Source organism: Paraburkholderia sp. BR10872 (genome assembly GCF_040965835.1).
GTDB lineage: Bacteria > Pseudomonadota > Gammaproteobacteria > Burkholderiales > Burkholderiaceae > Paraburkholderia > Paraburkholderia nodosa_A.
Genome location: NZ_JBFRCN010000101.1, coordinates 1 through 13,911 on the forward strand (window position 1 = coordinate 1; position 13,911 = coordinate 13,911).

At 66.2% G+C, this 13,911-nt stretch carries 15 protein-coding genes and 1 pseudogene; 13 read left to right on the forward strand and 3 right to left on the reverse strand.

Annotated features, from left to right (window positions below):
* The 5 genes and pseudogenes from AB4Y43_RS39335 to AB4Y43_RS39355 form a co-directional block, all read left to right on the forward strand.
* Positions 1-160, forward strand: a pseudogene (locus tag AB4Y43_RS39335) (threonine ammonia-lyase, biosynthetic); the annotation flags it as partial.
* A 183-nt stretch (positions 161-343) separates the two neighbouring features.
* Complete coding sequence (locus tag AB4Y43_RS39340) at positions 344-1,324, forward strand: ABC transporter substrate-binding protein (protein ID WP_368730199.1); 981 nt, start codon at positions 344-346, stop codon at positions 1,322-1,324.
* 19 nt (positions 1,325-1,343) lie between these two features.
* Positions 1,344-2,318, forward strand: coding sequence for a ribose ABC transporter (locus tag AB4Y43_RS39345; RefSeq protein ID WP_069269367.1), 975 nt, complete (start codon positions 1,344-1,346; stop codon positions 2,316-2,318).
* The gene (locus AB4Y43_RS39350) at positions 2,315-3,091 is read left to right on the forward strand and encodes an ATP-binding cassette domain-containing protein (RefSeq protein WP_069269366.1); all 777 of its coding nucleotides are present in this window, start codon (positions 2,315-2,317) and stop codon (positions 3,089-3,091) included. The genes AB4Y43_RS39345 and AB4Y43_RS39350 overlap by 4 nt, the downstream gene beginning before the upstream one ends.
* Before the next feature lie 87 nt (positions 3,092-3,178).
* A complete protein-coding gene (locus AB4Y43_RS39355; protein WP_368607097.1) occupies positions 3,179-3,532 on the forward strand; it encodes a DOPA 4,5-dioxygenase family protein in 354 nt (117 codons plus the stop codon).
* Positions 3,533-3,598: 66 nt separating this feature from the next.
* On the opposite strand, the gene AB4Y43_RS39360 is transcribed toward AB4Y43_RS39355, so the two are convergent.
* Positions 3,599-4,957 carry an MFS transporter gene (locus AB4Y43_RS39360; protein WP_368730200.1) on the reverse strand — a complete coding sequence of 453 codons (1,359 nt, stop codon included), beginning with the start codon at positions 4,955-4,957 and terminating at the stop codon, positions 3,599-3,601.
* A 255-nt stretch (positions 4,958-5,212) separates the two neighbouring features.
* Between AB4Y43_RS39360 and AB4Y43_RS39365 the strand changes: the two genes are divergently transcribed.
* On the forward strand, positions 5,213-5,497 hold the full coding sequence (locus AB4Y43_RS39365) for a hypothetical protein (protein ID WP_256095113.1): 285 nt from the start codon (positions 5,213-5,215) through the stop codon (positions 5,495-5,497).
* A gap of 13 nt (positions 5,498-5,510) precedes the next feature.
* Here AB4Y43_RS39365 and AB4Y43_RS39370 read toward each other — a convergent pair whose 3' ends face one another.
* Complete coding sequence (locus AB4Y43_RS39370) at positions 5,511-6,542, reverse strand: aldose 1-epimerase (protein ID WP_368730201.1); 1,032 nt, start codon at positions 6,540-6,542, stop codon at positions 5,511-5,513.
* A gap of 199 nt (positions 6,543-6,741) precedes the next feature.
* Here AB4Y43_RS39370 and AB4Y43_RS39375 point away from each other — a divergent pair, with 199 nt between their 5' ends.
* The 5 genes from AB4Y43_RS39375 to AB4Y43_RS39395 all read left to right on the forward strand — a co-directional run bounded on the left by AB4Y43_RS39375 (position 6,742) and on the right by AB4Y43_RS39395 (position 12,797).
* Positions 6,742-7,830, forward strand: coding sequence for a LacI family DNA-binding transcriptional regulator (locus AB4Y43_RS39375; protein WP_083245737.1), 1,089 nt, complete (start codon positions 6,742-6,744; stop codon positions 7,828-7,830).
* Between the two features lie 198 nt (positions 7,831-8,028).
* On the forward strand, positions 8,029-9,063 hold the full coding sequence (locus tag AB4Y43_RS39380; protein WP_368730202.1) for an ABC transporter substrate-binding protein: 1,035 nt from the start codon (positions 8,029-8,031) through the stop codon (positions 9,061-9,063).
* 14 nt (positions 9,064-9,077) lie between these two features.
* Entirely contained in the window at positions 9,078-10,673 is a 1,596-nt protein-coding gene (locus AB4Y43_RS39385) for a sugar ABC transporter ATP-binding protein (RefSeq protein WP_368730203.1), read from the forward strand.
* Positions 10,674-10,717: 44 nt separating this feature from the next.
* On the forward strand, positions 10,718-11,746 hold the full coding sequence (locus AB4Y43_RS39390) for an ABC transporter permease (protein WP_368730204.1): 1,029 nt from the start codon (positions 10,718-10,720) through the stop codon (positions 11,744-11,746).
* Between the two features lie 4 nt (positions 11,747-11,750).
* Complete coding sequence (locus tag AB4Y43_RS39395) at positions 11,751-12,797, forward strand: ABC transporter permease (RefSeq protein WP_368730205.1); 1,047 nt, start codon at positions 11,751-11,753, stop codon at positions 12,795-12,797.
* Positions 12,798-12,843: 46 nt separating this feature from the next.
* Here AB4Y43_RS39395 and AB4Y43_RS39400 read toward each other — a convergent pair whose 3' ends face one another.
* Positions 12,844-13,281: a hypothetical protein gene (locus tag AB4Y43_RS39400; protein ID WP_368662048.1), complete on the reverse strand. Its 438-nt coding sequence runs from the start codon at positions 13,279-13,281 to the stop codon at positions 12,844-12,846.
* 140 nt (positions 13,282-13,421) lie between these two features.
* On the opposite strand from AB4Y43_RS39400, the gene AB4Y43_RS39405 reads away from it, so the two are divergent.
* Both AB4Y43_RS39405 and AB4Y43_RS39410 read left to right on the forward strand, forming a co-directional pair.
* Positions 13,422-13,652 (forward strand): hypothetical protein, encoded by a 231-nt coding sequence (locus AB4Y43_RS39405; protein ID WP_368730207.1) that lies wholly within the window; start codon positions 13,422-13,424, stop codon positions 13,650-13,652.
* 34 nt (positions 13,653-13,686) lie between these two features.
* On the forward strand, positions 13,687-13,911 hold a 225-nt coding region (locus AB4Y43_RS39410), incomplete at its 3' end, for a hypothetical protein (RefSeq protein ID WP_368730206.1).

Consider the following 13,911-nt stretch of genomic DNA (forward strand, 5'->3'; position numbering starts at 1 on the left):
GTTCCACTACCGCAACCAGGGCGCCGACTACAGCTCGATTCTGGTGGGCATCCAGGTGCCCGCCGCCGAAGACGCCGAGTTCCGCCGTTTCCTCGCCACGCTCGGCTATCCGCACTGGGAAGAGACGAGCAATCCGGCGTATCGGTTGTTCCTGCAATGAAAATAGTCAGTCGTCCCACCAATCGGGATGTCTGCATCCGAAGCGCATAAAGCGTCGAAAGAGTGCAGGAAAACACCAGGCCCCGCGGCAGAGCGCGTCAGTATACTGAGCCACTGCTGCCGGGCGTGGTCGCCTCGGGAAGATTGGGCGCCGTGCGTCGGACTCACCTGGAGGAAGACAAACATGTTGCGCATCGCTCTTGGCTGTCTGATGGCTCTTTCCACGATCGTCGCCGGCGCGCTGCCCGGCGTGGCGCACGCGGATGCGGCGCATCCCGTCGTCGCGCTGCTGCCCGGCGTCACCGATCCCTTCTACTTCACGATGCATCGCGGCGCCGAACGCGCGGCGAAGGAAGAAAACATCCAGTTGCTGTTCCAGGTTCCGAAGGCCTGGAACACCACGGAGCAGGTGCCAATCCTCAAGGCGTTCATCGCCAAGCATCCCGACGTGCTGCTCGTCTCGCCCGTCGACAAGCAACAGCTCATCGGCCCGCTCAAGGAAGCCGCCGACGCCGGCATCAAAGTCATCACCGTCGACACCTATATCGGCGACGGCCATTATCAAAGCGGCAAGGGCGACGCCGACTTCCCGCTCTCCTACGTCGCTTCCGACAACCTGGAAGGCGGCCACGTGGCGGCGCGCTCGCTCGCCAAAGCGATCGGCGACAAGGGCACCGTCTATTGCGAGAACAACAAGCCGGGCATTTCCAGCACCGACGCGCGCGCGCAAGGTTTCATGGAAGAGATGAAGAAGCACCCCAACATCAAGGTGCTCGAGACGCAGTACAACGAGGACGACGCCAATCGCGCCGCCTCGCACGTGGCGGCGGTACTCGCGCGCAATCCCGACCTTGCGGGCGTATTCGGCGCCAACACGTTTTCGGGTGCAGGCGCGGCGCAAGGCGTGAAGAACGCGGGCAAGCAGGGCGTGGTAAAGGTCGTCGTGTTCGACGCCGTGCCGGGCATCGACGAGCAGATCAGAAGCGGCCTCGTCGATATCGCCATCGCGCAGCTTCCCGACGAGATGGGCTATGACGCCGTGAAGTTCGCCGCCGACACCATCCACGGCAAGAAGATTCCCACCTACAAGGGCACGGGCTTCGTGGTGCTGGACAGGTCGAATATCGACAAGCCGGAGATGAAGCAGTACATCTACTCGAACTAAGCCGCGCGAACAGAGCCACATGAACGACAAACGACTCGACAGGCTCGCGCTCGTCAGCAAGGTCTGGCCGTGGCTCTTTCTCGGCACGCTGCTCGTCTTCTTCGAGGCGTGGGCGCGCATTTCGGCGCACCGGTCGTTCGTGTTCAACGCGTACAACCTGCAGTCGATCGGGCTTGCCGCTAGCGCGCCGTTGTTGCTGGCCATCGGTCAGACGTTCGTGATCATCACCGCGGGCATCGATCTTTCGGTGGGCTTCGTGATGGGGCTCGCGGCGGTGTGCGTCGCACAGTTCACGATTCCCGGCGGCGCATCGCCGTGGATCCTGCTGATGTCGATACCACTCACGGTGCTCGTATGCCTGATTCCGGGCTTCGTGAACGGCGTGTTGATCGCGCGCCTGGGCGTGCCCGCATTCATCGGCACGCTCGGCATGTATGGGGTCGCGCGCGGCGTGGGCTTTCTCGCTGCGGGCAGCGGCATGACCGTCTCCGTGAACAATCCTGGGCTCGCGTGGCTCGGCAGCGGCTGGACACCCGTGATCCTCACGGCCGTGCTGCTCGTCATCATGCACTTCGTGCTCTCGCAAACGCGCTTCGGTCAGTACACCTACGCGGTAGGCGGCAATCCGCAGTCGGCGGTGCGCGCGGGCATCAACGTACGCCGTCATCTGTTCGCGATCTATCTGATTGCGGCGGCCTTCGCGGCGGTGGGCGGCATCGTCTACACAGCGCGCTTCGCTGCGGGCGCGGCCAATGCGGGTGAACCCATGCTGCTCGATTCGATCGCGGCGGTCGTGATCGGTGGCGCGAGTCTCTTTGGCGGGACCGGCAACGTCATCGGCACGCTGATCGGCGCGCTCATCATCGCCGTGATCGAATTCGGGCTCGTGTTCATCGACGTCAACGCGTTCTGGCAATTCATCGTGGTCGGCATCGTCATCATTCTTTCGGTGCTGATCGACCAGTACAAGGACCGGCTCGGAGGCGCGCAATGAGCGATGAGAGCGCCACGCCGATTCTGGAGGCGCGTGATGTCTCGATCCGCTTTGGTGGCGTGGAGGCGCTCAAGCGTGTGTCGTTGCGGCTGATGCCCGGCGAAGTGCTTGCGCTCGCGGGCGACAACGGCGCGGGCAAGTCCACCCTCATCAAGATTCTCTCTGGCGTGTATCGCGCCGATGCGGGCGATCTTCATTTCGAAGGGCGGCCGCTCCAGCTGCGCGATCCGCAGGATGCCCGCTCGCAGGGCATCGAAACCATCTATCAGGATCTCGCGCTCGCCGACAATCTCGACGTGGGCAGCAACATCTTCCTCGGCCGCGAACCCGTGCGACGGCTACTCGGCTTCCAGGTGATCGACCGGCCGCACATGGCGCGGGTGGCGCGCGAAGTGCTCGAGCGGCTCGATATCGTGATTCCGCCGCGCAAGCTCACGGGTCCCGTAAAGATGCTCTCGGGCGGCCAGCGCCAGGCCATTGCGATAGGCCGCGCGATCTACTGGAACGCGCGCGTGCTCATCATGGACGAGCCCACCGCGGCGCTCGGCGTGCCCGAGCAACGCAAGGTGATGGAGTTGATCCGCGGACTCAAGGCGCAGGGCGTGGCCGTGATTCTCATCTCGCACAACCTGCACGATATTTTCGCGGTGGCGGAGCGCATCGTCGTGCTGCGGCGCGGCGAAGTGGCGGGCGAGCGGCGCGTCTCGGAAACCGACGGCGACGAAATCGTGCGGTTGATGGTCGGCGACACGTATTCGAACGGCGCGCACTGAAACCTGGCGTGGTGCGTTCGCCTGCGCGGTGCGGGGCATTCGATGGACAATGTCGGCTCGAACCCTCACCGCATTCCTGCTTCCACCATGAACTACCTCGATCCCGCCGAAATCACGAGCTGGCACGCCCACGTCTATTTCGACGCTGCGACGCGCGACGCCGCATGGACCTTGCGCGAGGCGATCGATGCCCGCTTCGGCGAGATCGTGCAGATCGGCCGCTTTCACGAGCGCCCGGTCGGGCCGCATCCGATGTGGTCGTATCAGCTCGCCATTACGCGAGAGCATTTCACGACGGTCGTCGAATGGCTCACGCTCAATCACGGCGCACTCGACGTGTTCGTGCATCCGAACACCACCGATGCCCTGCGCGATCATCGCGACGCCGCCGTGTGGATCGGCCATTCGCACAGGCTCAATCTCGGCGCGCTCGGCGGCTGATCGCTCTGCGGATTGCGCCGGCCCGTGGCCCGCGGCACGGCGCAATCATCGACACGCCCGCGGGCCTCAGTGCCCGAACGACTCCGTCTTTGCCGCCGACGATCCGCTCGTCTGCGGCCGCGCGGCCTGCTTGATGAGCAGTGCGGCGCCGGCAATCAGACCGGCGACGGCAACCGTCGCGAAGATGCCCGCAAACGTGAAGTGCCGGCGCGCGAGTTCGGCCACGAGGAACGAGCCCGCAATGCCGCCGAAGCGCCCGATGCCGAGCATCCAGGCCACGCCGGTGCCGCGCCCCTGGGTGGGATAGAACGCGGCGGCGAGCGCGGGCATCGACGATTGCGCCGTGTTCATCAGCACGCCGGCCACGAACACCACGAGGACGAGTAGGGCCACGTTACCCGCTGCCTGGCCGATGAGCCACACCGAAAGCGCGGTGAGTACGTAGCACGCGGCGATGATGCGGTTCGCGTTGAAGCGGTCCATCAGCATGCCGCTCAGCACCGCGCCCACGCCGCCGAGCGGGAAGAGTGCCGAAATCAGCGTGGCGCTCGAGGCCGTGAGGCCGGAGTCTTTGAGCAGGAGCGGCATCCAGTTGATCGACGCGTAGAAGATCACGAGCCCCATGAAATACGCGACCCACAGCATCACCGAGCCGACGAGGTACATCGGCGAAAGCACGACGCCGAGGCCCTTGCTTTGCGTCTGCGGTGCGTGCTCCGTCATCGTGAACACCTGCGCCTTGGCGGCATCGGGCGAGATGCGGGCGAGCGCGGCGCGAATGCGCTCGACGGGCCGCTGGTTCGCCACCATGTAGCGCACCGATTCCGGCATGCGCAGGAAGAGCGGCACGGCGAGCACGAGCGGCGTCACGCCGCCGAGCATGAGCACGCTGCGCCAGCCGAAATGCGGAATCATCCACGCCGCGAGAAAGCCGCCGCAGGCCGCGCCGAGCGGAAAGCCGCAGAACATCAGATTGATTACGGTGGCGCGGTTCCGGTCGGGGCAGAACTCGCCCATCATCGTGACCGCGTTCGGCATGGCGGCGCCGAGACCCACGCCCGTAATGAAGCGCAGCCACGTGAGTTCGCCGATGCTGGTGGAGAACGCCGAAACGAGGCAGGTCACGCCGAACAGCAACACCGAGCCGACCAGCATGGCGCGGCGCCCGAGGCGATCGGAAAGCGGTCCGGACACGAGTGCGCCGCAAGCAAGGCCGAAGAGCGCCGCACTCAGCACGGGCGCGAGCGCGGGTTTGGGGATGCCCCATTCGCCGAGCAGCGAAGGCGCGATGAAGCCGATCGCGGCAGTGTCGAAACCGTCGAGCAGGACGATGACGAAGCACATCGCGAAGATGAACCACTGGAACGGCGAGAACGGATGTTCGTTGATGAAGGTCTGGACGTCGACGGCACGCGGCTGGTCCATGGTTTTGTCTCCTGTCGACCGAGGTTGTCGTTGTATCGGCCCGCCGTGGCGAGCCGCTTTTTCTGGTTTGCCTTACAACCCGGAATAGTAACCGCAGCGCGGCGTTTGCTGGAGATCATTATGGGGCGTGGCAGGCGGCCGTCTGCTAGCCTGAAAGCAGCACGGCGAGCACTCGCGTGCCGCAAGCGTGTCGCGTTGCGCGACAAGGAGTGCCAGATGAAGCTTTTCTTCGCCCACGCGGCCACGCCGTGCCTCATGGCAAGCGCGATGCTGGCAGGCGCGCCCAGCCAGGTTTTTGCCCAGCTCGCGCCGAACGACGACCTGCGTACGCCGCAAAACAGCCTCGCGCTCATGCCGGGCGCCCAGCCCGGCAGCGAATACCCGACCCACGGCAATCGCCAGGCCGGCGAGATGCCGGTCGGTCCCACCGATCCGCGCGGGCAACTCGCGAACGGCCACCCGAACAACGCCGAGGCGGGCGGCTACGGCGCGCCGTTGGCGGGCGTGCGCTCGGGTGGGCAGAGCGGCGCCGGCATGTGAGCGACCGACCGCTTCAGATCCACTCGGGTTGCCAGGCAAGCTGGGCTTCGAGTGTTTCGCCGGGCGCGAGCACGGTGCCGCCCACGTCGATGCGCTGCACGGTGCCTTCGTGACGCAGATTGAGCCAGTCCGTCGTGTTGCTGACAGGTTCGGCGCAGAAGTAGGGCAGGCCGGGTGGACAGAAGACCACGAAGAAGTCGAGTGGCGTGCTCGCGCGCAGCGCGAGGCGACGGCCTTCGTGCGGCCATTCGATGACCGCCTCGCGGCGCCAGCCGGAGAAGTTGTTGTCGAGGTCGAAGTCGTCGACGATCAGGCCGGCCTGCAGCGCGTCGACGGCTGGGTGCGCGCTGAGCGAGACCGGCAGCACTTCCGTGTCGATCTCCCACATGGCGCGCACGCGCGCGGCGATACGCGTGCCGGGCGAGCGCGGATAGTACGGGTGATGGCCCAGACCGAACGGCATGGGCCGCGCGGCCAGGTTGCGTGCCCACAGGCGCACGGTGAGGCCGCTGGCGTCGAGCGTGAGGTGCTGGCGCGCTTCGTAGCGAAACGGCCAACCGGTGCCGACGTGTGAACTGGCCTTGCGCGATCCGTGGGGTCCGTGCGCTTCATGTGACTCGTTCGGCTCGTGCAGGAAGTGCAGCGTGAGCGTCTCAGCCGTTTGCGCCTCGACCGTCCAGGGGCGCCGCCATGCGTGGCCATGCAGCGCGTGGCGCAGCGCGCCGGTGCCGCTCGGCAAGTCGATCATCTCGCCTTCGAAGCGGAATCGCCCGTCGCGGATGCGGTTGCAGTACGGCATCAGCGGAAAGCTCGCCATGCCTAGCGGATCGCGCGCGTCGATGGCGGCGCGCGTGGCGGGACGCAGCCAGTGCGACGCAGGGGTGTGGCCGGCTGCGTCGTAGAACGCCGCGATCGAGCCGCCGACGTGCGGCGCGACGAGCGCGCGCGCGTCGCCATGGGCCAGCGTGACGAGTTGGCCGTCGTCGAGCGCGGCGGCGTCGAATGCGATCTCCGGGGGCGACGAGGGTGTCGGTCGGGCAGTCAAATGAGCGTTCTCCAAGTGCATCGTTTTATTACTAATAAAAGATAATATAGGCGCTGAAATCGCTGATGATGCCGCCAAAAAATGGTGACATGCTCCAATTGATGGCCAAAATTATTAGTGCTACGCTTCGGGCCAACAGCGCGGCCCCGAGCGCGCGCCGCCGCGCCGCGCAGCCCTCCCGCAGTCCCCCTCAGATCCGATGAAAAAATCGACGCAACGCCGCCCGACCATGACCGACATCGCGAAGGCCGCCGGCGTATCGCAATCGACGGTTTCCCTCGTGCTCAACGGCGCGGTCGGCGCCAAGCTTTCCGAAGCGACGCGCCTGAAGGTGCACGAGGTCGCGCAATCGCTTGGCTACCAGTTGCCGATCCGCGCGGTGCAGACGCCCGCCCCCGCAGGCGAGCGCAACCTCATCGTCTATCTCGCCGACGAAGTCTCGACGAGTCCACACCCGGTCGTGAGCATCGACGGCGCGCGCGACGCCGCCTGGAACAACGGCTGTCTGCTCGCGGTGTTCTCGACGCATGGCAACGCCCAGATGGAGCAGCAGGTGCTGCAAACGCTCGCCATGCCGAACGTGCTCGGCGTGATCTACGCGACCGTGTACACGCGCAAGGTCACGGTGCCGCCCGCGCTGCTGAAGGTGCCGGCCGTGCTGCTCAACTGCTACGCGTCCGATCACGCGCTCTCTTCGGTCGTGCCGGCCGAAGTGGCGGGCGGCCATACGGCCACCGAATATCTGATCGAAGCGGGGCATCGGCGCATCGGGTTCATCAATGGCGAAACCTGGCAGGACGCCGCGAAAGACCGTCTGAAGGGCTATCGCCAGGCGCTCGCGACTGCGGACCTGCTGTTCGACGAACGCCTCGTGCGCGACGGCGACTGGAGTTCGGGCAAGGGTTTCGAACTCACGCTCTCGCTCATGCGCGAGCCGAATCCGCCCACCGCGATTTTCTGCGCCAACGACCTGACGGCGATCGGTGCGATCGAAGCGCTCAAACAACTCGGGCTGCGCGTGCCCGAAGACGTTTCCGTAATGGGCTACGACGACCAGGAAATCGCGCGTCACACCCACCCGCCGCTTACCACCGTCGTGCTGCCCAACTACGAGCTTGGGCGCTGGGCCGTCGAGACGCTGCTGCAGGAAGAGCAGAACCGCAGCGCCGGCGCGCCGGTGCGCCACCGCACCGTGAAGCTCGACGGGCCGCTCATCGAACGGACCTCGGTGTGCGCGCCGGACTCTGCTTCCCCCGTGAATACCCTCATTAATATCTCCGAAAATTGACTGGTAATATTAGTTGAAGCAGTGGCCATAATAATTCGGTGGGGCGCATCGCGCGTCGTGCGTCGTGCTGGATGAATCAAGAAAGACAACAAGAACCGCGGTGGGGCCGATGGCCAGCACCGCCGATGTCATTCATCGCTTTGCGTGAGACCGGAGCCCGTGCTGCCGCATGCGTTCTGGCCGACACAGGAGACAGCCATGCGTCATCAACGAATCCAGTCCGCCCTCATCGCCGCCGGGTTTTGCTTCGCGAGCGCGTTCGCCGCGAGCGCTCACGCGCAGTCCACTGCCGGCGCGCAGAAAGTCCAGTCGAATTCCAGCGAGAGCTGCACGAATGCCAAACCGGCCGGCAAGAAGCTGAGCGACATGGTGGTGGGGTTCTCTCAGTCGGAGAATGAACAGAACCCGTTCCGGGCGACCGAAACCGCCTCGGTTCGCGCAGCGGCGAAGGAAGCGGGCGTGAAGCGTCTCCTGTATACGAACGCGAACGCCAACCAGGCGAAGCAGGTCGCCGACATCGAAAGCATGATCAACCAGGGCGCCGAGGCGCTCATCATTGCGCCCAACGACTCCACAGGCCTGCAGCCCGCGCTCGCCCAGGCGCGCGCCAAAGGCATTCCCGTCGTGACGATCGACCGGCAGACCGCGGGCACGGTGTGCGACGACTTCATCACGTTCCTCGGCTCCGACTTCTACAAGCAGGGCGAGCGCGCGGCGAAGGCGCTGGCAGACGCCACGGGCGGCAACGCGATCATCGCCGAGATCCAGGGCGGCTACGGCAACACGGTGGAAAGCCAGCGCACGGACGGCTTTGCGAACGGCCTCAAGCCCTATCCCGGCATGAAGATCATTGCGGCGCAAACCGCAAACTGGTCGACGACCGAAGCGCAGAAGGTAATGGAGCAGATCCTGCTCGCGCACCCGGACGTCAACGCCGTCTACACCCATGCCGACACGATGACGGTCGGCGCGATCAAGGCGCTGCGCCAGGCCGGCAAGCTCAACGGCGTGAAGATCGTCTCGATCGACGGCACAAAGGAAATCGTCACGGATATTTCGAACGGCGTTGTCGCTGCTGACGTCGAAACGAACCCTCGCTTCGGTCCGCTCGCCTTCAAGTCGCTGGAAGACTATCTCGCGGGCAAGCCGGTGCCGCAAAAGCAGATCATGGATGACGCGCTGTTCGACCGGAACAACGCGCAGCCGTCGCTCGCGCAGGGCAAGGTCTACTGAGCCGCGTCCGCACGATGACGACGAGCGCCCCCGCCGATCGCACCGGTCGCACCGGTTCCGCCACGGCCACGCCGCGCGCCGTGCTCGAAACGCACGGCGTTTCGAAGACCTTCGGCGTGGTGCGCGCGCTGCGCGACGTCTCGCTCACGCTGCGCGCGGGCGAGGTGCACGGCCTCGTGGGCGAGAACGGCGCGGGCAAGTCCACGCTGATCAAGGTCCTCACCGGCTTTCATCAGCCCGACTCGGGCGCGCTCACGCTCGACGGCGCGGACGTCGCGTTCGACAGTCCGCGCGCCGCGCAGGGCGCGGGCGTGTGCGCCGTGTATCAGGAAATCAACCTGATACCGGAGCGCAGCGTGGCCGACAACATCTTTCTGTGCCATGAACCGAAACGCTTCGGCATCCTGATCGACAGGAAGCGCATGCTCGAGCGCGCCGCCGACATCGTGCAGCGCTACCGGCTCGCGGTCGATCCGGCCGCGCGTCTCGGCTCGCTCGGGCTCGGCGCGCAGCAGATGGTGGCGATTGCGCGCGGCGTTTCGCTGGGCGCGCGCGTGCTGATCCTCGACGAACCGACTTCGGCCCTGAGCGGCGCCGAGGTGGACGTGCTGTTCGAAGTCGTCGATCGCCTGCGCGCCGAGGGCATTGCACTGCTGTTCGTGAGCCACCGGCTTTCCGAATGCTACCGGCTGTGCGATCGCTTTACGGTGATGCGCGACGGCGCAGTGGTCCGCACGGGTACGCCCGCAGAACTGCCGCGCGCGGCATTGATCGCGGCCATGCTGGGCCGCGAGAGCGCGGGCGAGCACGCCTGGGCCGAGCGCTCGGGCAGCGCCGATGCCGACGCCACGCCTGCGCTCGCCGTCGACCATTTGCAGTGGGGCAACCGCGTGCGCGACGTGTCGCTGCGCGTGGCCCGCAAGGAGATCGTCGGGCTGGCCGGACTGCTCGGCTCGGGCCGCACAGAAACATTCAAGACGATCTTCGGCGCGCAAAAGGCCGATGGCGGGGAGGTCGATGTCGCTGGCCGCGCGCTCACGCATGCCAACCCGGCGCGCTCGATCGGCCGCGGGCTCGCCTTCCTGTCCGAAGACCGCCGCGCGGAAGGCATCTTTCCACGTCTCTCGGTGCGCGAGAACATCGTCGCAAGCTTGCTGCCGCGCATTTCTCGCTTCGGCTTCATCTCGCGTGCGAAGGAAGCGCAAGTGGTGCGGGACTCGATCGAGCGGCTCGGCATCAAGACGGCCGGGCCCGGCGCACTCATCACGACGCTCTCGGGCGGCAATCAGCAAAAGGCGCTGATCGCGCGCTGCCTCTCTACGCGCCCAACGGTGCTGCTGCTCGACGATCCCACGCGCGGCATCGACGTCGGCGCGAAAGAGGAGGTGCATCGCGTCGTGCAGGAGCTTGCGCAGGAGGGGCTCGCGGTGGTGGTCACATCCTCGGAGATGGAAGAGCTGCTTGCGCTGACCGACCGCCTCGTCGTGCTCAACGAAGGCGCGACCGAGGGCGGCATGCCGACCGCCGGCGCGCATCCCGACGAAGTGCTCGCCGTGCTGGCCGGCGCCGGATCCGACGACAGCGCCGACCACGGCGACGGCACCGCGTGAGCAACCCCGCGCCAAACCCGCCACAATCCACGACAACCGCTCCGATGGCGACCAACCTTGAATCGAACGAGGCAAGCTTGAGCCCCTCGAATCCTTCGAATTCCTCGAGCCGTTCCGTCTCGCCCGCGTCCGGCGCGGCGGCGCGTGCGCAGACCTGGCGCACCGTGCTGCGCGAGCACAGCGTGTACTTTGCGCTCGCCGCGCTCGTCGCGTTCAATCTCGCCGTCACGCCCGGCTTCTCGAATCCCTTCGCGGCGCGCAGCCTGCTGTTCGAGGCGGCGCCTATCGTGCTGATCGCGCTGGGCCAGAATCTCGCGATTGCGACGCGCGGCATCGATCTCTCCGTAGGCTCGGTGATGGCGCTCGCCAGCGCGTCGATTGCCGTGTTCCTGCCGTATGGCGTGGGCCCGGCGCTCGTGGGCGCGGTCGCGGTGGGCGCCGTCGTCGGCTTGTGCAACGGGTTCCTCGTCGCGCTGCTGGCCATCGATCCGCTGATCTCGAGCCTCGCCTTGCTGGTCGCCGCGCGCGGGCTCGCGCAGGCGCTGCTGGGTGGCTCCCGCGTGAATCTGCCCGACACGCCCGCGTTCGATCTGCTCGGCGCCGGTGCGCTCGGCCCGCTGCCCGTCGTCATGCTGATCGCGCTCGGGCTCGCGGTGGTGGTCGCGTTCGTCGTGCGGCGCACGACCTTCGGGCGCTACGCGATTCTCGTGGGCGCGAGCCGCGGCGCCGCGTTTCTTGCGGGCATTCCGGTGCGGCGCACGCTCTTTCTCGTCTACGCGGTGAGCGGCACGCTTGCCGGACTCGCCGGCGTGTTCGCGTCATCGCGACTTGGCGCGGCGGATCCCAACTATGTGGGTGTGAACTTCGAACTCGATGCGATTGCCGCTTCGGTCATCGGGGGCACGCCGCTTTCGGGCGGACGCATCTCGATCGTCGGCGCGGTGTTCGGTGTGCTGCTGCTCCAGGTGCTCGACGCGAGCTTCATCATGAACAACATCAGCTTCACCTACGCGCAGATCCTCAAGGCGGTGTTCATCGTCGTCGCGCTGTATCTGCAACGCGCGGGAGGCTGACGCGATGCAAAACGCCAAACCAGTGGACGCTCAAACCGCCGCCACGCCGGGCGCCAATCGGCGCGCGCAAGTGATCGCGCTCGTGCAGTCGCGCGGGGCGATCGCGATGCTCGTGGTCGTGGCGCTCGTGGCCGGCATGGTGTTTCCCGACTTCCTGCGCCCCGCGAACCTCGCGGACATCGCGTCGAACGGTGCGTTTCTCGGGCTCGTCGCCGTGGGGCAGAGCATCGTCATCATCCTGGGCGGCTTCGATCTTTCGGTCGGGTCGATGGTCGGACTCGGCACGGTGCTGGCCGCCTATGCCGCGCCCTATGGCTGGGGCGCCGCGATGCTCGCGCCCGTGGCGGCGGGTTTCGTCGTCGGTCTGGTGAACGGCGTGCTGATCGCCCGCGCGCGCATGGCGCCGTTCATCGTCACGCTCGCGGCGCTGCTCGCGCTCAAGGGGCTCGCGCTCGTGCTCGCGAGCCAGGATCTGCTGATTGCCAATCCGGGTTTCTTCGCGCGCATCGCCAATGGCTCGGTGTTTGGCGTCAACAATCTCATCTGGGTGCTGGTGGTCGTCTATGCACTGGGCGGCGCGCTGCTCAACCACACGCGCTTTGGCGCGGCGATCTTTGCGATCGGCGGCAACGAAGAGGCGGCGCGCATGCTGGGCGTGCGCGTGGAGCGCGTGAAGATACTCGCCTATGGATTGTCCGGTGCACTCGCCGGGCTCTCGGGGGCGCTGCTGGCGTCGCACCTGGACTCGGGGTTGTCGGGGGCGGGGACCGGCTACGAACTGCAGTCGATCGCCGCGGCTGTCATCGGCGGCGTGTTGCTCACGGGCGGCGTGGGAACGATGGCCGGTCCGCTGGCCGGCGTGTTGCTGCTCGGTGTCATCGACAATGTGATCAATCAGGTCGGCACGCTGAGCCCTTACTATCAAAACCTGGCGAGCGGCGCATTCCTGCTTGCCGCGGTGATCGTGCAGACGGTGCTCACCGGCCGTCGGCACGGCGCCGCGCGGGCTGCGGCGGGCGCGACGCGGCGGCGGGCGGCCGTGGGCTCATAGTGGTCCTGAACTGCGCGGTTGCGGACGCGTTTGGCTGACGGCATGCCTATTGATGTGAAACGATCAGCTTGACGCGCGTCGAGCCATCGGTCTGCGCGGTGATCTCGGTCCGGCTGCCGCGCTGCCCCAGATAGAAGTGCTGGCGGCCAGGCGAGTTCACGTCGTGCGTTGCGTCGGGCAGGCACGAGGCAATGTCGGCGCCTACGCCTTCGAGCGCATTCGTCCCAGATCCGGCGTCGCGCGCGCTCCACACGCACTGAAAACTCCCGCCAGTCGTTGCGCACTGCGCGTCGTCGCCATAGGGTTGCGCGACGGCGTGTCCGTCGTCAGGACTCAGCGACGCGAAATGCTGCGGTGCTGCCGCGACGATGCGCTTGAGCGCCGCGCAGGGGCTCGCGCTGTCGTCCGCGTGAGCGGCCAGGGGGATGCCTGGTATGACAATGGCCGAGCAAAGCGCGAGGATCCGGGTGAGCGGTGGGTTCATGGCGTTCCGCTGCGTGAGAGCAGCGCCTCATCGTGGCAGGTGAGGGCAGCGCTGCAAGCGGCGTGCCGGGAATAGCCCTTGCAGGGTCGCGTCGGACTACGCATCACGAGGAGAACGCCATGAGGAAGCCGTTCGATCGCATGATGAAAGCGGGCGCATTGCTGGTCGGTCTAACCTTCGCGATGGCGAGCAGCGGCGAATCGCGCAACGAGCAGGAACATGCCTGCCGTGGCGATGCATTCCGCTTCTGCGCGAGAGTGATCCCGAACAAGGAGAAGATCGAGGCTTGCATGAAGCAGCACTACGATGAACTCTCGCCGCCGTGCAAGGCGCTGTTCGACCCGCCGACGACGGACGATCCGAAGTCGTGAGCGCGAATGCCGCTCAGTGAAAGGAGGAGGCGCGTTGCGCCTCTTTTCAATTAAGTCGATGGGAAGGGCTTGCGGACTCGCGATCGAGGCGATAAGATTCGCCCCCTTCGCAGTTCGATGTCTCCGACGTCAGGCAGCGAAGGCCGCCGCGGAAACCGGCGGACGCAGGAGTCAGCAAGCTTTTTCAAGCGGTGAGCGAAAAAAAGGGGTTGACGAAGCGGAAAAGATTCTTCATAATCTCGTTTCTCTGCTGCTGACG